The organism is Spirochaeta thermophila DSM 6578, from assembly GCF_000184345.1.
Taxonomy (GTDB): Bacteria; Spirochaetota; Spirochaetia; order Winmispirales; family Winmispiraceae; genus Winmispira; species Winmispira thermophila.
The window spans coordinates 160984-180753 of record NC_017583.1; the positions used below are offsets into that span (position 1 = coordinate 160984).

At 62.0% G+C, this 19770-nt stretch carries 12 protein-coding genes and 1 riboswitch; of the genes, 2 read left to right on the forward strand and 10 right to left on the reverse strand.

The window, feature by feature from the left end; genetic code table 11:
• The first annotated feature begins 7 nt into the window (after positions 1-7).
• Positions 8-1351, forward strand: a complete 1344-nt coding sequence (gene radA, locus SPITH_RS00645; RefSeq protein WP_014623823.1) for a DNA repair protein RadA — start codon at positions 8-10, stop codon at positions 1349-1351.
• Between the two features lie 4 nt (positions 1352-1355).
• Here radA and thiC read toward each other — a convergent pair whose 3' ends face one another.
• The 9 genes from thiC to SPITH_RS00690 form a co-directional block, all read right to left on the reverse strand.
• Positions 1356-2630, reverse strand: coding sequence for a phosphomethylpyrimidine synthase ThiC (thiC, locus tag SPITH_RS00650; RefSeq protein WP_014623824.1), 1275 nt, complete (start codon positions 2628-2630; stop codon positions 1356-1358).
• A complete protein-coding gene (gene thiE / locus SPITH_RS00655; protein ID WP_014623825.1) occupies positions 2627-3778 on the reverse strand; it encodes a thiamine phosphate synthase in 1152 nt (383 codons plus the stop codon). Before thiE ends, thiC begins: the two co-directional genes overlap by 4 nt.
• The gene (gene thiF, locus SPITH_RS00660; RefSeq protein ID WP_014623826.1) at positions 3775-4479 is read right to left on the reverse strand and encodes a sulfur carrier protein ThiS adenylyltransferase ThiF; all 705 of its coding nucleotides are present in this window, start codon (positions 4477-4479) and stop codon (positions 3775-3777) included. The genes thiE and thiF overlap by 4 nt, the downstream gene beginning before the upstream one ends.
• Positions 4476-5603 (reverse strand): 2-iminoacetate synthase ThiH, encoded by a 1128-nt coding sequence (thiH, locus tag SPITH_RS00665; RefSeq protein WP_014623827.1) that lies wholly within the window; start codon positions 5601-5603, stop codon positions 4476-4478. Before thiH ends, thiF begins: the two co-directional genes overlap by 4 nt.
• Entirely contained in the window at positions 5600-6385 is a 786-nt protein-coding gene (locus tag SPITH_RS00670; RefSeq protein WP_014623828.1) for a thiazole synthase, read from the reverse strand. The genes thiH and SPITH_RS00670 overlap by 4 nt, the downstream gene beginning before the upstream one ends.
• Entirely contained in the window at positions 6385-6582 is a 198-nt protein-coding gene (thiS, locus tag SPITH_RS00675; RefSeq protein ID WP_014623829.1) for a sulfur carrier protein ThiS, read from the reverse strand. Before thiS ends, SPITH_RS00670 begins: the two co-directional genes overlap by 1 nt.
• Positions 6583-6689: 107 nt before the next feature.
• A riboswitch (TPP riboswitch) is annotated at positions 6690-6799 on the reverse strand.
• Between the two features lie 43 nt (positions 6800-6842).
• On the reverse strand, positions 6843-8036 hold the full coding sequence (locus SPITH_RS00680; RefSeq protein ID WP_014623830.1) for a phosphoglycerate dehydrogenase: 1194 nt from the start codon (positions 8034-8036) through the stop codon (positions 6843-6845).
• Positions 8036-9127, reverse strand: a complete 1092-nt coding sequence (serC, locus tag SPITH_RS00685; RefSeq protein ID WP_014623831.1) for a 3-phosphoserine/phosphohydroxythreonine transaminase — start codon at positions 9125-9127, stop codon at positions 8036-8038. The genes SPITH_RS00680 and serC overlap by 1 nt, the downstream gene beginning before the upstream one ends.
• On the reverse strand, positions 9124-9813 hold the full coding sequence (locus SPITH_RS00690; RefSeq protein ID WP_014623832.1) for a redox-sensing transcriptional repressor Rex: 690 nt from the start codon (positions 9811-9813) through the stop codon (positions 9124-9126). Before SPITH_RS00690 ends, serC begins: the two co-directional genes overlap by 4 nt.
• Positions 9814-10104: 291 nt before the next feature.
• Here SPITH_RS00690 and SPITH_RS00695 point away from each other — a divergent pair, with 291 nt between their 5' ends.
• The gene (locus tag SPITH_RS00695; protein ID WP_014623833.1) at positions 10105-18651 is read left to right on the forward strand and encodes an Ig-like domain-containing protein; all 8547 of its coding nucleotides are present in this window, start codon (positions 10105-10107) and stop codon (positions 18649-18651) included.
• Positions 18652-18731: 80 nt separating this feature from the next.
• Here SPITH_RS00695 and SPITH_RS12690 read toward each other — a convergent pair whose 3' ends face one another.
• A complete protein-coding gene (locus SPITH_RS12690) occupies positions 18732-19727 on the reverse strand; it encodes a hypothetical protein (RefSeq protein ID WP_014623834.1) in 996 nt (331 codons plus the stop codon).
• Between the last annotated feature and the right edge of the window lie 43 nt (positions 19728-19770).

Sequence of the window (19770 nt, forward strand, 5' to 3'; positions counted from 1 at the left end):
GGGTGGTATGGGCAAGGGGGTGAAGTCGAGGTTCGTGTGCACGGAGTGCGGGTACGAGGTGTCGAAGTGGGTGGGGAAGTGTCCGGGGTGCGGTGCGTGGAACAGCATGGTGGAGCAGGTGCGGGGTGGGGAAAGGGAACGGGGGGAGCGGAGGGGAGGATCGGGTGTGGTGTGGCTCCCGGAGGTGGTGGCGCAGGGTGAGGAGCGGATCGTGACGGGGGTGGGGGAGTTCGACAGGGTGCTGGGGGGTGGGTTGGTACGGGGTTCGGTGGTGCTGGTGGGGGGGGAGCCGGGGATCGGCAAGTCCACGCTCGTGCTCCAGGTGGCGGCGCGTCTCGCAGGGGGGGTGAAGGTGGTGTACGCGGCGGGGGAGGAGTCGGTGGGGCAGGTGGCGGCGCGGGCGGCGCGGCTGGGGTGCGGGAAGGCCGAGGTGGAGCTTGCGGCGGAGACGCAGGTGGAGAGCCTCGAGGCGCTCCTCAGGCAGCGGAGGGCGGACGTGGTGGTGGTGGACTCGTTGCAGATGCTCTACTCGCCGCAGATGGGGAGCGCACCGGGCACGGTGAACCAGCTCAAGTTCTGCGCCTACGAGCTCGCGCAGTGGGCGAGGGAGCAGGGGGGGGTGGTGCTGCTGGTGGCGCACGTGACCAAGGAGGGGGTGATCGCAGGGCCCAAGCAGGTGGAGCACATGGTGGACACGGTGCTCTACGTGGAGGCGGCCGAACACAACCTTCGTATCCTCAGGGGGGTGAAGAACAGGTTCGGATCGGTGGATGAGATAGGGGTGTTCGAGATGACGGGGAAGGGGTTGGTGGAGGTGGCGGAGGTGAGCAGGCTCTTCCTGGTGCAGCGGGAAGGCGGGGTGCCGCCTGGGGTGGTGGTGGCGCCGGTGGTGGAGGGGTCGAGGGCCTTCCTGGTGGAGATACAGGCCCTCACGGTGCCGGCGAAGTCGGGGGTCTCGCGGGTCTATGCGGGGAGCATCGAGCCGGCTCGGGTTTCCCGGGTGGCGGCGGTGCTGGAGAAGCACGTGGGGGTCCAGTTCGGAAGTCAGGATCTGTACGTGAATGTGGCGGGGGGGCTTCGGGTGCAGGAGGTGGGGGTGGAACTGCCGCTCGCCATGGCCCTCTACTCGGCGCGCACCGGGCTCGCGGTGCCGGCCGGCCTGGTGGTGGTGGGGGAGCTGTCGCTCGCAGGGGAGGTGAGGGCGGTGCGGGACCTGCGCAGGCGGGTGCGGACCGCGAGGGAGCTGGGCTTCGAGCGGGTGGTGAGTCCGCCGGGTGACGGAGCGGACCCCCTCCTGGTGGTGAGGAACGTGAAGGAGGCGGTGCGGGCGGTGTTCGGGGCAGGGGGGTGAGGGATCAGGGGTGGGGGGCCGCCTCCTGCATGCGCTTGATCGAGCACATCCTCCCGCACATGGTGCACACACGGGGATCCCCGGGCACCGACTCGGCCCGCATCCTGGAGGGCTTTTCCGGATCGAGGGCCTCCTCCATCATGGCATCCCAGTCGAGCCTTCCCCGCGCCTCGCTCATGCACCTGTCCCATGCCTCTGCCCCGGGGATGCCCTTGGCGAGGTCGGCGGCGTGGGCTGCGATCCGGGCCGCGATGATCCCCTCGCGCACGTCCTCGAGGGTGGGAAGCCTCACGTGTTCGGCAGGGGTCACGTAGCAGAGGAAGTCGGCGCCGAACCAGGCGGCGAGGGCTCCCCCTATGGCCGAGGTGATGTGGTCGTAACCCGGAGCCACGTCGGTGACCACGGGACCGAGCACGTAGAAGGGAGCGCCGTGACAGAGCTTCTTCTGGAGGAGGACGTTCGCCTCTATCTCGGGGAGTCGCATGTGCCCCGGTCCTTCCACCATCACCTGTACGCCGGCCTTCCGCGCCCGCTTCACGAGTCTCCCCAGGGTGATGAGTTCCTGGATCTGGAGGCTGTCGGTCGCGTCATGGACCGCCCCGGGCCTGCATGCGTCGCCCAGGCTGATGGTCACGTCGTACTCCCTGCAGATCTCGAGCACCCGATCGAAGCAGGCGTAGAAGGGATTCTCCTCCCCCGTCTTCCTCATCCATTCCGCGATGAGGGAACCACCGCGGGAGACCACGGGCATGATCCGCTCCCCCTCTTCCAGGAGATCGAGGCACTCCCGGGTGATGCCTGCGTGGAGGGTGACGAAGTCCACACCATCCTCGGCGTGGCGCGCGAGCATGGAGAGGAAATCGTCGGCGGTGAGGTCCTCGAGACTCTTGCCCATGCCCTCCGCGTCATAGACCGGGACCGTTCCCACGGGAAGCCTGGTTCGGGCGATGAGCGCCTTCCTGAACGGTCGCGTGTCCCCCTCGCAGCTCAGATCCATGAGTGCGTTCGCTCCCATCCGTTCGGCGAGTTCTGCCTTGGCGAACTCCACCTCGTGGTTCCGACAGTCGGGGGATATGCCGAGGTTCACGTTCACCTTGGTGCGCAGTCCCCTCCCTATTCCACAGGCCGAAACCCCGCTATGGTTCCTGTTGGCGGGGATCACCGCCGCGCCCTCGGCCACCAGGGCCCGGATCTCCTCAGGGGCGCGCCCCTCGTTGCGCGCCACCTCCTCCATCTCTGGGGTGATGATGCCCTTCCGGGCCGCTTCAAGCTGGGTCATGGTTCCTCCTCTCCTGTAGGTCGTGTCTGATCGGTAGGCGCCTCCTGTCTGGCGAGCACCGCCTCCCACTCCTTCACCCACCTCGGCTCAGGGCCCCTCTCCCTCCACCCCTCCACCCTCTCCCGCACCCTCCGCACCTTCCCCCTCACATCCTCCGCCCCCACGATCTCCGTCACCATGGCCACGCACCGCGCCCCCAGCTCGCACACCGCATCCAGGTTGTGCTCCTTTATCCCGCCTATCGCCACCCAGGGGATCCTCACCTCCCTGCTCGCGTAGGCCACGTACTCCAGGCCCACCGGGGCGCACACATCCTTCTTCGTACTGGTGGGGAAGACCGGCCCCACCCCGATGTAGTCCACCACCCCCCGCTCCACCGCCTCCTGCGCCTGGGCAGGCCCGTGCGTGGAGAGCCCCACCACCATCCCCGGCCCCACCACCCTCCGCACCTCCTCCACCGGCCAGTCGTCCTGTCCCACGTGCACCCCGTCCGCCTCCACCATGAGGGCCAGCTCCACGTGGTCGTTCACCACAAAGAGCGCGCCGTACTCCCGGCAGAGCTCCCTGATCGCCCGCGCTTCCTCGTACATCGCCCGGTACGACTTCTCCTTCTCCCGGTACTGCACGATCCGCGCCCCCCCCTCGAGCGCCTCCCTCATCACACGCAGGTTCCCCCTCCCCCGCGAGTACTCCTCCGCCGTGATCGCGTACACCCCCCCGTCGAAGGCCCTCGCCACCCGCACCCGCCTGAGCCACCCCGCGAGCCGCCCCTCCACCTCGTACACCCCGTACCGCACCTCCTCGCACACCCCCGCCTTCCGCTCCAGCCCCATGCTCCGCAGCGCCTCCTCCATGCTCCGCAGCGCCTCCTCCACCCTCGCACAGTTCCCCCGCACCAGCCCCTCGAGCCCCTCCCTCCCATCCCCCCGCACCCCCATCCCCTTCCCCACATCCCCCTCCACATCCCTCGCCCCTGCCATGAGCCCCTCCCGCTCCCGCAGCACCCCCCTCACCCGGTGCCGCATCCCCTTGAGCCGTTCCGCGAGCGGCCCGTCGTTCCACACGAACCGCGCCACATCCTCCAGCACCCGAAGCCCCTCGGCCGCTCTGTTCCAGTTCGCATCGAGCATCCGGTAGAGCCCCCTCATACATCCTCCCACAACCTCGTATGGCCGAGCACGAACGAAACCACCGCATCCGCCTCCATGGACGCCGCAACCCACACCCGTGGGGCCAGCGGCGGCACCCCTTCCCCCACCTCGCGCACCCCGTCGCCCACCACCACCCATCCCTCCCCCACCTCGCGCACCCGCACCTCATCCGCCGCCCCCCAGCCCGCCACCCCCGAGGCGCTCACCAGCAGGTACGGCGCCCACACCCTCCCCCGCGGGCCTCCCTCTGCCTCCTGCCGCCTGCGCACCTCCTCGGCCACCATCCGCTTCACCTCAGCCCTGTCCACCGCCTCCACCAGGACCTCGCACCCCCTGAAGACCCGCTCCAGATCCTCCGCCGATCGCACCTCCAGCCGGTGACCCTCCACCTCCACCTCGGGATTGATCCGCCTGAGGTTCTCCCCCAGCGCCTCCACCTTGGTCCGCCCCACCTGATCGACGAAGTAGAACTGCCGGTTGAGGTTGGAGGCCTCCACCACATCCGGATCTACCACCACCAGGTGCCGCACCCCGGTCCGGACCAACGCCTGCGCCGCCATGGACCCCAGCCCTCCCGCCCCCAGGATCCCCACCCGCACCCTCGCGAGCACCCCCCGCTCCCGGGGCCCCAGATACCGGGAGAGCCCCTCCTCGAAGACCCGAGCCGCCGGTTCACCCACCGTCCCCTCCTTCCTCATCGCCCACCTCCTACCCCCGCGAGCCCCTCCACCCAGTTCTGGAAGACCGGCTGGAACCCCCGCGCCCTGATCGCCTCGCACACTTCCCGGACCCCGCGGGTGTCGGCCACCTCGAACTGCCCCTCCTCTGCGCGCGTCGCATGCCCACCCACCGCCGTCACCGAGGCCGCCGACATCCTCGTCACCCCCAGCCCGATGAGGTGATCCCGCACGAAGGCCCGCTCCCGCGTCGAGAGCGAGATCCCGCAGTGGGGGGAAAAGAGCCTATGGGCGAGCACCGCCTGCACCAGATCTCGCTCGCCCGCAGGATGCGGAGCGGTGAACCCGCCCACGCACGGCCGGAGCCGCGGCAGTGAGACCCCCACCTCCACCTCGGGGAACGCCCGCGAAAGGTACCTCGCATGGAGGGCCGTGAAGAAGGTCTCCCTGCGCCATTCCCCAAGCCCGAGCAGGGCCCCCACCGTGATCGCCCGTATCCCGGCCCGCGCGGCCCGCTCGGGGGCGAGGAGCCGGTATGCGTAGTCGGCCTTGGGTCCACCCGGATGGAAGCGGGGATACTCCTCGGGGTGATACACCTCCTGGTAGAGGGTGAGGTAGTCCACCCCGGCCCGGACGAGCCTCCGGTACTCATCCTCTTCGAGGGGGTAGATCTCGATCCCCACCGAGGGGAAGAACCGCGTGAGGATCCGTATCCCCTCCTCGATGTAGGAGATCGGGCTGCGACGCCGGTCCTCCCCCGTGAGGAGTAGGACATCCCTGAACCCCCGGCGGGCGATGGCCTCGGCCTCCTGCTCGATCTCCTCGAATGAGAGCCGCCTCCTCTGTACCGGGGCACCGGCGTGGAACCCACAGTACACACACCGGTTCACGCAGTAGTTGCTCACGTAGAGCGGGGTATAGAGCGAGATCACCCGGCCGAAGTGCTGGACAGTCAAGCGGTGTGCCTTCCGGGCCATCTCCTCAATGAACGGTACTGCAGCAGGAGAGAGGAGCACGAGCAGGTCATGAGGCGAGAGCCCTCCCTCCTTTGCGAGCACTGCTTCCACATGGGTGGGCCTCACCGAGGCGAAAAACCCCTCAAAGTCGAATCTCTTCCACTCTTCGATTACCGCACGCACGCTCATGTGCCCTGCTCCAGCTCAGCCAGAAACCCGGTGAGCGGTGAGGATGCCTCTGCATACTCCCGCACGGGTCCGAGCCCTGCGAGGAAGGCCCTGCGTCCCGCCTCCACCGCAAGGGCAAAGGCCCGCGCCATACCCACCGGATCCCCTGCGGTGGCGACGGCCGTGTTCACCAGCACCGCCGCACACCCCATCTCCATGGCCGCCGCCGCCTCCGACGGCCTCCCGATCCCCGCATCCACGATGATGGGCACCTCCAGCTCCTCCACCAGCATCCGGATGAGCTCGGCGGTCTTGAGCCCCCTGTTGCTCCCTATGGGCGCACCGAGGGGCATCACCGCCGCCGCCCCTGCATCCTGGAGCTTCCGCCCGATGACCAGGTCGGGGAGCACGTAGGGAAGCACCACGAACCCCTCCTTCACCAGGATCTCGGTGGCCCGGAGCGTCTCCTGATTGTCGGGCATGAGGTAGACCTGATCCGGCACGATCTCGATCTTCACCCAGTTCCCGCACCCTGCAGCACGAGCGAGCCGGGCGATCCGCACCGCCTCCTCTGCACACCGTGCGCCCGAGGTGTTGGGCATCACCACCACACCCTCGGGGATGTAGGAGAGCACATTGTCTTCGGGGTTCGCCAGGTTCACACGCCGCAGGGCCACGGTCACCACCTGGGCCTTGCTCTCGGCGATGACCCGCGGGATGAGATGCCGGTCGGGGAACTTGCCGGTACCCAGCACGAGCCTGCTCTCGAGGCTGGTGCCGCCTATGACGAGGGAATCGTTCATCAACCACCTCCCACGAACGAAACGATCTCAACCCGCGCCCCCTCGGAGAGTGGGGTGCGCTCGAATTCCTCTCGGGGGACGATCCTGCCCTCGAGTTCCACGACCACGCGTTCAGGGAGGATCCCTCTCTCCTCGAGCAGACCTCCCACCGTGGTGGCTCCGGTCTCGAGCCACTCTCCGTTCACGATGAGCCTCATGTGCGCCTCCTGACGGTGCAGGGGAAAGGGGGAGGGAAAGAAAAAAGGCATACCGTAGGGTATGCCTGCTTCTGGTCGAAGGACGTCCGCGTACTCGAGTGCGCGGTCATACTCCGGCCGAAGTTCCCTACGGTGGGATTACCCACGTCAGGTTCGAAGGGTAAGGGCACCGCCCTTTCTCAGCCCGGCCTCATGCCGAGCACCCCCACTTCAGCCCTGCACTCTCAAAGATCGTTACACAAAGTATACACCCGCCTCACTCATCTGTCCAGAGGTGAGAATTCCTTCGGCCTCAGTACCCGCACCATGATCACCCCCTCGATCTGAGAGAGTTGCTCGGTCGCCTCGCTCGGGATATCGCCGTCCACGTCGATGATGTTGTAGGCGATGTTCCCCTTGTGTTTGTTGATCATGTCGCTGATGTTGATGTGTGCGCTGCCCAGCACGCCGGTGATCTGCCTCACCATGTCGGGGATGTTCCGGTTGGCGATGAGGATGCGCGTATCGCCGCTTATGTCAAGTTGGCACGTGGGGAAGTTCACCGAGTTCCTGATGTTGCCTCGCTCGAGGAAGTCCCTGAGTTGCTGTACCGCCATGATGGCGCAGTTTTCCTCGGCCTCGGGCGTGGAGGCACCCAGGTGGGGAATAGGGATCACGTTCTCGCACTGGAGGAGGTCTGCTTCGGGGAAGTCGGTGACATAGCGGTCCACGATCCCCTCTTCGATGGCCTTGAGGATGTCCCTGTTGTTCACCAGACCCCCGCGGGCGAAATTGAGGATTTTCACCCCACGCTTCATCATGCGGAACTTCTCGTAGTTGAGCATGCCTCGGGTGTCGTCGTTGAGCGGCACGTGGAGGGTGATGTAGTCCGCCTCCCTGATGAGCTTCTCCAGGGTCTCGGCCCGCTGCACCTTGCTCGAGAGGCCCCAGGCCGCCTCCACCGAGATATAGGGATCGTATCCTATCACCTCCATCTCGAGGGCCACGGCCGCGTTCGCCACCATCACACCGATGGAACCGAGCCCGATCACCCCCAGCTTCTTGCCCTTGATCTCGGGCCCCGTGAACCGTGATTTCTCCTTCTCCACCAGCTCGGACACCCTGTCGCCCTCATCCGCGATCGAGCGCACCCACTCCACGGCCCTGATGATCTTGCGCGAGGCGATGAGCAGGCCCGCGATCACGAGCTCCTTCACGCTGTTCGCATTGGCGCCCGGTGTGTTGAAGACCACGATTCCCCGTTCGGTACACCTCTCCACGGGGATGTTGTTCACCCCGGCCCCTGCCCGTGCGATGGCGAGCACCGAGGGAGGGATTTCCATCTGGTTCATATCCGCACTCCGCACCAGTATGGCGTCCGGGTGGGTGAACTCTGAGGCCACCTCGTAGAGGTCGCGCGGGAAGATCTCGAGCCCCTTGGGAGAGATCTTGTTGAGCGTCTGGATCTTGAACATCACCTCCTCCTTCCATACCGTCGTTCGAAGTCCTTCATGAAGGCCACCAGGGCCTCCACCCCTTCTTTGGGCATGGCATTGTAGATGCTCGCCCTCAGCCCCCCTACACTCCTGTGCCCTTTGAGGTTCACCAGGCCCTGCGCTTCCGCCTCTTTGAGAAAGGTCTGTGTGAGCTCTTCAGAGGGGAGGAAAAAAGGCACGTTCGTGAGCGACCGGTAGGCCGGCTCCACCATGGTGGAGAAGAGATCCGACTGATCCAGGAACCAGTAGAGAAGCTCGGCCTTCTCCTGGTTTTGCGCATAGATGGTCTGCACGCCGCCCTGGGCTTCCACCCACTCCAGTACCAGGCCCACCATGTAGATGGCATAGCACGGCGGTGTGTTGTAGAGCGATCGTTTCTCCACGTGAATATCATACCTGAGCATGGTGGGAGTCTTCGGCAGGTGCCCTCCTGCAAGATCCTTGCGGATGATCACCACGGTCACCCCTGCGGGGCCCAGGTTCTTCTGCGCCCCTGCGTAGTAGATGCCGAACTTCCGTATGTCCACAGGCTCTGAGAGGATGTTGGACGAAGCGTCGGCCACCAAAGGAATATCCCCTGTGTCGGGAAGAGAGGTGTACCTCGTGCCGTAGATGGTGTTGTTGGTGGTGATGTGCACATAGGAGAGACCTTCGGGGATGGGGGACATCGCAGGGATATAGGTGTACCCTCTGTCGGCAGAGGAGGCGAGCACCTCCACCTCGCCGAAGAGCCCTGCCTCCTTGATCGCGCGGCTCGACCAGTGACCCGTATCGATGTAGCCGGCCCTGCCCGTGCGACCCATGAGATTCATGGGCACCATGGCGAACTGGAGCGAGGCCCCGCCTTGAAGGAAGAGCACCGCGTAGTCGTCGGGTATGTCCATGAGCCTGCGAAGCCGCTCCTCGGCTTCACCTATGATCTTCTCAAAAATCCTGGAGCGATGTGACATCTCCATCACGGACATGCCCGAGCCTCTGTAGTTAAGCATCTCATCAGATGCCTTCTTTAACACCTCCTCAGGGAGCACTGAAGGCCCTGCAGAGAAGTTGTACACACGCTCTCCTGTCATGTTATATCTCCTTTCTGTGAGGGGTTGCCCGCCGTAAGGAGGGCAGAGAGCACGCGCATCTCTGCGCGGAGCGATATGGTACGCACCCATACCCCTTCGGAGGGGGGAAGGGGGCGGGAGGTGAAGTTGATAAGGCCGCGTATCCCCCCTGCCTTGAGGCGTTCTACCGTGGTCTCCACGGCCTCAGGAGGCACGGCAAGGATGCCCACCTCTATCTCCTCCCGCATGACCACCTCTGGAATCCTGAAGGCAGGGTAGAGAGGGATGCGGGTTGAGATGAGTTCAAGCCGGTTGGTGTTGCTGTCAAACCCTGCCACCACCTCATACTCCGGGAAGGACTCTTCGCTGTAGTGGAGGAGAGCGGTCCCAAGTCGCCCGAGCCCCACGATACACGCCCGTCTCTTACTCGTGAGCCCTAATGCGCGAGAGAGAAGGGCAAGGAGGCCCTCCACCGCATATCCTCTGTGACCTTCGCCGGGCCCCTCGTGGCTATTCCCGTATTTAAGGAGAAGGCTTATATCCTTGCGCACAAGGTGAGCCGGGTAGCCCAGAAGCCTGCCGAGCTCTCGTGATGAGAGGCGAGCTACGCCCGATGTGGCTGCACTCTCCAGCACACTGTAGAGAGCCGAGAGCCGTTCCAGCGTGGGGAGGGGGAGGGATGGTGGAGTATTTGTGATTTTTTTCACAGATTTGAGTATAGTAATGTTTTGTTCCTTATGTCAATGGGGATGAGAAGGGTATGAAATTTTCATGGAGAGCTATGCATTATGCATAGATTCATAAAGAAGAAAGGAACCCATGAAGCAGCGTGCTCATATCTGATGTTATGTTAAGTGAATGGAAGCGCACTTGATAGAGACATGGCATACTTTTTGAATTTTAATGAACCGGAGGAAAATAATATGAAAAACCTAGGAGTACATAAGTACAGGTCTCGTGACCGAAGAAATAGAGAGATTTTCCTTGTGGAGGGGGTTATGAAGCATATAACAAAACTCACAGGATACGTGGTGGCGGTGATCACCCTCTTTATCGTAGTCCTTGGAGGGTGTGATGTGGGTCTGGGCGAACAGGTCGATGTGGCCCGTCCAAGAGTTGCGCTCACCAGCCATGAGTCGGGGGAGTACGTAAAAGGGGTGGTGACCCTATCGGGTACAGCCGAGGATGACACTGGGATCGAGGAGGTTCAGATCTCCTTCGACAGAGGGGCCACCTTCAAGAAGGTGAGCAACCTCGTGAGCAAGGATGGGAAGATCGAGTGGAGTTATGCATGGGACACCACCAAGATCACCGACGGCCGATACTATGTGGTGATCAAGGCCTTCGATTCCGGCGGCCACCAGTATCAGACCGAGGAGATTGTCTTCACTGTTGACAATCATCCTCCGGTCCTTCTCGTCTCTTCTCCTTCGAAGGTCGCGGATCCCACACAGAACCCCCACAACCAGCAGGCGATCCTGAGCGTCCATGCGGCGGACTATTCTCCCCTCGTCTCCTTCACGGTGGATGTGTGGGCGAGTGATAATCCGGAGGACGATCCCTCTACCTGGGAACATCTCTCCGGATTCCCACACACAGAGGCCCACACGGCCTCTCCGTGGAACTACACCTTTCAGTCGACTCCCTACACCCTGGACATAGGGAAGCCCCAGAGATCGTTCCATTTCGTCGTGTCCGCCGAGGACAAGGCAGGGAACATCTCGCAGACGTTCTACCATACTGATGACATATATCAGCTTGGGGGTATCACACTCACGGTGGAACAGGTACGCCAGATCCTGGAGGGGAGTCCTCCTGAAGGGATCTCGGTCACCCCTCAGGATCTTGGGGCTGTGGCCCTCTCGGCTGATGCGCCCTTCACCCTCTACTTCGACGAGGAAGAAGACAATCCGAAGATAACCTTTCTGGAGGGAGGAACCAAGTTTTTCACCTCGGAAGATATCACCATCGAGGTGGAAGACGACGATGCGGTGGACAAGGACTCGCTTGTCTTCACCCTCTCCAAATCCACGGATGGGGGACTCACCTATTCCCTCGAACCTGGATTCCCCCTCACCGGGTGGACGAACATCGTAGCTGATTCCCATATTTCCGTAAAGAAGAATGAGACCCGCCTCGTGCAGTTTGCCTTCGCCTGCACGGACCTCGAAGCGGGGAATTTTTACAAGATAGAGGTGGAGTCCAAGGATCCTTATGGTAACGATACTTCTGAGTTCAAGGAATTCGAGGTGATAACCAGCGACAATGAACCTCCCCAGATCACGGGTGTACAGATAGACGGAACCTCTCTTCCCTCGGGAGGCTTCCACGTGAGCAGTGGGTCCTACACTCTCTCCTTTACCGTTTCGGACAACGAGGAAGTCTCTACGGTGGAAGTACTTGAGAACGGCACCTCGATCTTCCAGCAGGCCGTGAACAAGATCTCCGAGAGTTTCAGTGTTCCGGTTTCGGGGAATCCGGATGGATCGTATACGTACGAGATCATCGCACGGGATGTGGGGGATCTCTCCACCAACGTGGTGCGCCAGGTGATAGTCGACAGCGTGGCTCCCCAGATCGAGTTTTCCATCGTGCCGCCGGTCACCAGCCCGGCCCCGGCATTCAACGGGGTGGTGAACCTCTCTGGCCTCATCTCCGACGACAATCCTGTGGATCTCCTCTACTACTACATCGGCCCGGACGACACCGATCCTGCTGGTAGTGTCACCGTCCAGCGTGATGCGAACGGAAGGGCCATAGGAGTCTCCGGCCTCCCCGCCGGATGGCAGTCGTATGGGGGACCGAGCAACAACGCCTGGACTCTGGAGTACGATACCACGGTCCTCTCGGATGGTACGTATTATATAGGTCTCTTGGCGGCCGACAGGAACGGGAATCTCGCAAGTTCGTTCTACACCATGGTAGTGGATCAATCCAGCGATGTGCCGGTCGTCACGGTCTCCAGCCCCAGCGACGGAGGATTTGCCGGTGCAGGCCATGTGGTGAGCGGCACGGTGGCCGATGACGATGGTGTGGACACCACGAGCATCGAGCTGCGCTATTCGACCGACGGCGGGAGCACATGGAGCGGGTGGACGCCTGTCTCGGTGACCGGCACGGGGAAGAACGTGTCGTTCACGTACACGCTTCCCGATCTCGGAGCGGATGGGCTCAAGCAGATAGAGATGCGGGCGAGCGACGATCCTTCGAAGAAACTGGGGAGCGCTCCCGCGGCAATAACCACTACCGAAGGGCCGGTCTCGTTCACCTACGATGCCACCGGTCCGGATGTCGACATCACCACACCCGCGATGAATGAAGCGTTTGTGAGTAGTTTCACCGCGACAGGCACGGTGCTGGAGGAGAACTTGCAGACGTTGAGACTCAAGATCGACACCGGTTCGTGGCAAACGCTCACACCGAGCGGTACTGCGCCCAACTACTCGTGGACCTATGATGTGGATACTACACTCTTTGATTCACTCTCCCAGGGGCCGCATTCCCTCACAGTGGAGGCTGTGGACAAGGTGGGCCAGACGGATGCCGTCCAGGTCACGTTCTACAAGGATAGTGCAGGTCCGGGTATCGTGTTCACCAGCATCCAGGAGGGTGTCAACACCATCCTCACCTCCACCAGTCCGGTGGTGGCGGGGAGTATCTCGGATGACTACTCGAACATAGCTTCCCAGATAGAGTATCGTATCGACGGGGCCGATCCCGATCCATGGCAGCAGGCCGGTGTGAGCGGGTCGGGTAAGACGGTGAGCTTCAGCATCGATGTGAGCAGCCTCTCCGATGGCCAGCACGATCTCGATATAAGGGCAACCGATGCCCTCGGGAACCAGACCGAGATAGTGGACGTACAGTTCAGGATAGATCGTGCCGCTCCCTCCCTCTCCATTACAGGTCCTGCGGAGGGAACGGTGTACGGTACTGTCCCCTCTGGAGTGGTCTTCACGCTCACCGGCACAGCGTCCGATGCCCTCCTCGATACCGTGACAGCCGATCTCGAGGGTACGCCTCTGAGCAACGGAGGATCCGCGACGACCTGGTCCTTCGATGTGGATAAGACAGTCTTTGATGCCCTTACTGAAGGAGCGCACACCATACAGGTGACCGCTATGGATCTGGCAGGAAGAAGTACACTCATTTCCTGGCAGTTCATCAAAGATGGTCAGCCGCCTGTCATCTCGTTCAGCAACATCAACGAGGATGGGAGCACGGTGCTCCAGGACGCCTCGCCTGTGATAAATGGTGTTGTCTCCGATATGTATGGTGTGGGGACAGTAGAGACAAGGATAGAGCAGTATAACTACAGCACCTCCTCCTGGGAGCCTGTAGAGGACTGGATGGGTGTGGGTAACCCGGCTGGAGCCACGGTGTACGTGTGGAGCAAGGATCTCGGCCCCTCAGGTCTCAATCTGGGGGCAGGGAGGTATCGAATCTCGGTGCGGGCCACCGATACAGCTCAGAATACTCCGAACCAGGGAGAAAAGCTCCATATAGAGTTTGCAATAGACCAGCAGGCACCTGATCTTACGATAGACCCCATAGCTATGTATCAAAATGGTGACTTCACGCTCACAGGGACAGCCTCTGATGATGGGGCGATAGCGAGCGTGAAGATAAAGGTGGACGATACCGACTTCTCCACCGGTGCCGTGGATGCGACCTATGATAGTGGAACCGGAACCTGGTCTGTCTCTGTGCCCACCGGTGGGCTTCTCTCAGGCGACCACACAGTGTATGTGCAGGCGAAAGACAGTGCGGGTAAGACGGTGATGCTCAACAAGCCGTTTGTCTTCGACAATGAGGACCCGGGGGTAAGTATCCTCGAACCCACTCACCAGACCCGGGTGAATGGAGAAGTTACCATCCGTGGAACCACCTCTGACAATGTGGCAGTTGCAACCGTTGAGTACAGATTTGGTAAGAACGCCACTACCTGGCAGACGAGCGGCCTTAGTGGTCTCTACAGCTGGAGCTACACCTTTACGCAGATCGAGTCTTATGCAAACGATACGTACGCTACAGAGATAGATCCTGCGACGGGTCTGCCTCAGGCGGGAACTAATGTGTGGGCCCTCCCCTTCCAGGTGAGGGTCACCGACGTGGCGGGGAATGTCTATGAGGAGCTCTCCTACGAGCTCTGGATCGATCCGGACATGGATACCCCGCTGGTCTACATCACGAGCCACACGAACAACCAGACCGTGGGCGGCACGGTGCGGCTCGCAGGGTATGCCACCGACGACGACTGGGTCTACGATGTGGAGTATCGTGTGGATCCCACGGGCACGGGCTCCGGCTATGGCTCGTGGGCCAGTGCGAACAGGATAGGTGCGGGCACCCAGGTCAACTGGTATGTGAACCTCAATGAGGACGGATCCCTCAATCCGCCTCCGGGCGAGATCAACGAGGTCCTGGTACAGGTGAGGGCAGTAGACAGCAAAGACAATGGGCTTAGTCGCGGCATAGAAGGGGATGTGGCGAGCATCCGACTCAGGTTCGACAGCAACGTCCCGGTGATAGAGGACGTGGAGGTCTTCAAGGCCGACGGCACGAAGGTACCGTACACCGCAGGCGAGCGTGTGGCAGGGACCTTCACCGTCGAGGCGGTGATGAGGGATGAGGGCGGTCTCTCCGAGATCGAGTGGCGGGGTGAGGGGACTACGCTCTTCACCGATGTACTCTCCGATCCCACGGTGGTGACCACCCCGCCCGAGGTGGGTGCCTCCGAGATACGGGCCGGGGTGAAGTACCTCATCACCTCGGTGGGTACCACCGATTTCACGGCCATAGGGGCGAGCTCCAACGACGTGGGTATCACGTTCACCGCCACAGGGCCCGGAACCGGTACCGGCACGGCCTACATGGCCGTCACCCCGCCGCTCGTACCCGCAGCAGAGCTGGTCTCCGGTGAGGCTTACGCCATCTTCGATCCCGGCACCACCGACTGGACGGCGGTGGGTGCGCCCGACAACAGCGTAGGGACGCCGTTCGTGGCGACCGGTGCCGGCACGGGCGACGGCATCGCCTTCCGGATCGTGGCTGCTACGGAGCTCGTGGCAGACGAGGCCTACCGTATCTATGAGCCCGGTACCACCGACTGGACCGCAGTGGGGGCACCCGACAACAACGCAGGCACCACCTTCACGGCCACAGGTGCTGGTACCGGAGATGGGTTTGCCATAGAGCCTGAGAAGCTGAGCTTTGTGTACCGGTTCCACCTCCAGCTCGACTCCACCACCCTCAACGGCGGTGCCTATGCCGCCACGAGCGGGTTCTACCAGCTCGACCTCAGGGTGACCGACAACGCCTCGCCCACGCCCTACATGAGCCAGCAGAGCCTCAACCTGCAGATCGACAACTACTATCCGTCGGGCGAATATCTGGCCTCTCCCAATGCTGCCACAGCCGAGTACTACATTCAGGGTCGTGGCTGGGATAGCGGTACCGGGTCGGGACCCATCCAGGGGATCGGTGAGGTGGTAGTCTACTTCGAGCGTGAGGGCTCATTCATCGACCTCGCAGGAGGGGCTGGTTCCTGGACAACCCGATACGTCAAGGATGAGGCCGCAGGAGGGACCTACCAGGACGTGACCTTCCCGGCCGATACGGCGAGCGGTATCTGGGTGGATACGAACGAGATCGGGGTCGATATCGACGGTGACGGATACGTGGAAGGGTTCTCCACCGATGGAATCTACAAGAACTGGTATGCCATCTATGATACCACAGTGCTCGCGGATGGACCTGTGACCCTCCACTACGTGATCATCGATGCAGCAGGCAACGCCACCCACTATACCCAGGATCTCTACATCCAGAACAACATTCCCCAGATCGACAACGTAGTGATAGGAACCGACCTTGACAACAGTAGCACGATCGATCCTGGCGAGACTAAGCTCTACAACACCAACTATGAAACTACCAACTTCACGGTCCGGAACCACTACCTCCAGTTCCAGATCAACGCCTCCTCAGGTAACGGCCAGCTCTACTACCGCGTGGGCTACGTGACGGGAACGACGAGTGTGCCGGCCTCGAGCCTCGTGAGGGGTGGTGTGTACACCATAGAGACCGTAGGCGATACGGACTGGACCAGGATCGGTGCCCTGGCCAACCAGGCGGGCATCACATTCGTGGCCACAGGACCTGGCACAGGGTCTGGTACGGCCATCTCGTACACTACCACTGAGCTCAACGCCACCCTCACCAGCAACGTGGTGGATCTCACCGACTTCTCGAGCATCCCGGATTCAGCGGTTGCGAACGACCGCCGGTTCATCATCAAGGTGTACGATTCTACCGTGCCGGCGGGTGGTGAGGAGGAGCAGCTTGCTGCTGCCGTGCTGGTAGGGCTCACGGTGGACAACACCGATGAGGCGGTACCTGAACTTGCAGTCGCTGATATGGGACAGACATACTCCGTGGCTGAGGCGTATGTCGACAGAGTTCTCCAACCTGTGAGCTCATACGAAGACAATATCGTCACCTCTGGGGATGGCACACGACAGGGATACGTGCAGTACGCAGCTGCGAGTAGTGACGCCGATGCCGACGTGAGCGGAAAGGTGATCTTCTTTGGTAAGGCATACGACAACCAGAACCTGCAGCGCATCCAGGTGCAGATTACAGGCTATGACGGTGGAACCGGCATCGGGCAGCCCTTCGAGATCGCCGTGGCCTCTGGTGGCACCCTCGTCTCAGCCAACAGCGCCACGATCGCCGATGTGGAGGCAGGGAATGCTGACTGGGCCTTCGAGGTGGTCTCCGGCAGTGAGTCCCTCACTGTGGACAACGGGCATGTGATCAACTGGAAGTTCGCATGGAACACCGCAACCGTGCAGAACGTGGCCCAAGACAACGTGACGTTGACCTTCACCGTGGAGGATACCTCAGGCAATACAGGAACCCCTGTGAGCTATACGGTGGATGTACGGCCCTACATCACCGATGTGCAGCGCGATCCCGCGAACTTCAACACCTACCGGTCGAAGTACGGATGGTACTCCCTGCGGAGGGGTGAGACTGTCCAGATCACGGGCTTCAACCTCTACAGCTCCCCATCCGATACCATAAGCTTTGGTGGAGCGGCTGTGAATCTCCCATCCAGCGCTACGACCACCTCGTTCTCCCTGACTGTGCCGGCTACCGCGGTCTCCGGCGCCATCACCCTCATGGTGAATGGTCTTGAGGCCCTCAACAACATCAACGACAACACGGAGACCTACAACCAGGAGTACGATACTGCTGAGCCGCGTTCGACCCTCTGGACAGATGATCGCTACGCCCACATCTGGCAGTCCAACGACACCACCGGTACCCTCGATGCAGGGTACTTCCCCGGGAGCGACAACCCTGTGCATCCTGCCATGACCGTAGATCCCTCAACCGGAAGGCTGTATGCGAGCTGGTCCCACTATGCCACCTCGCAGGTCTATCGAGCGGCGATAGATGATGCTGGAAGGACCACGGTGTTCCGGATTTACGATCCCTCAGAGCATACCGATATCGATTACGGCGTCCGACCGGTCATCGCCTACAACGCGAACTATTACAATGGTGCTACTACCTATGGCGGTCTCTATGTCTGGGATCCACAAGCCCCGTATCAGTTCAGTTCAGCGGGAGTGGACAACTACTTCTATCAGGGTGAGAATATGGGGCACGACCAGTATCTCATGCAGTTCATCAATGAGCGCGTGGTCACGGTGGGGGATAACATCCACGTGAGCTACTACGATACCGAGACCAAGGCTCTCAAGTATATGTACATCCAGAGCGGCGATACCAGTACTGCGGAACACTCCTGGGTAAATCTCGACGGAGGCTCTGATGGGGATGATATCCAGGTGGTCTCTACCGGTCGGGTCTCTGCAGCAGGTGAGTTCAGCGCCATCGACGTGACCCCGTTGGGCTACCCGGTAATCGCCTACTACGATATCTCCCGGCAGACCGTGCGGATCGCCCGAGCAACGAGCACCACGCCCACTACTGCAGCCGATTGGGTACTCCAGGACGTGATCAGCACCTCTGATCCCAACTACCGGTACTCTGGCAAGTACATCTCCATGCGGATCGACAGTCAAGGCTATGTCCACCTTGCCTTCTTCAGGGTGAGCACAGGTGATCTCATCTACATGAAGTCCACCAACAACCCGCAGGACGGGAGCACAGACTACACGTTCGGTCCCACTGTGGTGGTCGACAACGAAGGCTCGGTAGGTATCTGGGCCGACATCTCCCTCACCGACGACGACAGGCCGGTGATCACCTACCTCGACTTCTCGCTGGTCAACACCTTTGATGGCCTCAAGATGGCCTTCTACGATCCTGCGCTCGAACGTGAGGACGGAGATGTGGCAGGAGAACCCGACACCTCTGACGGATGGGAGACCATGTACGCAGCCCTTGGGTATGACATCGACAACAAGCGGCTGAGCATCGAGTACGATACGGGCGGCCACAACGGATGGTGGGCTGCAATAGGGTACGCTTCGAGCGACTACTATCGAGTGGCCTACTACGTAAAGTAAGGGTGTTACGCAGAGGTAAGGGGCTGCCTTCCGGCAGCCCCTTCTTTTTGTCTTCATCGACTCCCTGGAAGAAGGCGGTCTTAGTGTAGGCCTTCCACCACCAGCCTTGTACTCGCATCCCATGCGGCCTTTGCCCGCCACGCGAGGGGGTTGGGCGCCTCTGCTCCCCGTACCGTCGGCACCAGCCCTGTCCTCATCGCAAGGGCCTCCTGCACCTCCCGCTCCCCTGCCCACGCACGCCCCTGCGCCACCGCTCCCCTATTCCTCCAGCCCACAGGCACAGCCCACAGGACCCGCACGGGAAGCTCGTACTCGGCCACCTCAGCCGGATCGGGGAACCGGTCTGCCTCGAGAAGCCCCACCTTCCCCGGTCCCAGTCTCACCGCCTCTGCGAGCGGCGCGTACACCCACAGCCCCTGCTCCGCAAAAAACCGCGCCCACACATCCTCCCACACCGCAGTCTCCGACCCCCTTGCCCACACCCCCGCATCCAGCCACGTCCTCACGCTCTCCTCCCCCCCCACGCCAAACCGTGCCCCCTGCACCCCTGCGCTCCACCTGCCCCGCGGCGTCCCCCCCGCCACCAGCACCCGGCCTCGGCCTGCGGCTAGATCCCCGCGCGTCAGCCTCTCCTGCCTTGCGCGCCGGAACACCATCCACACATCCACCACCAGTGGCACACTCCCTGCCGGTACCGCCCCATCCCTCACGAGCCTCACATACCCCTCGGGAAACCCCGTATCCTCGCTCTCCCCCCATTCGAACGCATGGGCCTTCCCTTCGGGAACCCCCCACGTGATGAGGACCCCCGGCGCCCTGCACGCCTCATAGCTGCCGGGAAACACCTCCACCCGCCGGAAGGGAGCATCCTCCCTCTCTTCCAGGAACGCGCGCCACAGCTCATCGGTCTCCGGGGTCACATACCACCGTGGAGCATAGTACGTCACGTACCACCACAGCCCACCCGCAAGCACAATTGCCACCAGGACCCCTCCCAGCACCATCCACACCCATGGGGGAAAGAACGACCTCACTTCCCTGTCAGTCCTCTGTCTTTGTTTGCTTCTCCTGTTCATACCCACTCCTGCAACGGTATATCCTGGGAACCGTATCACATGA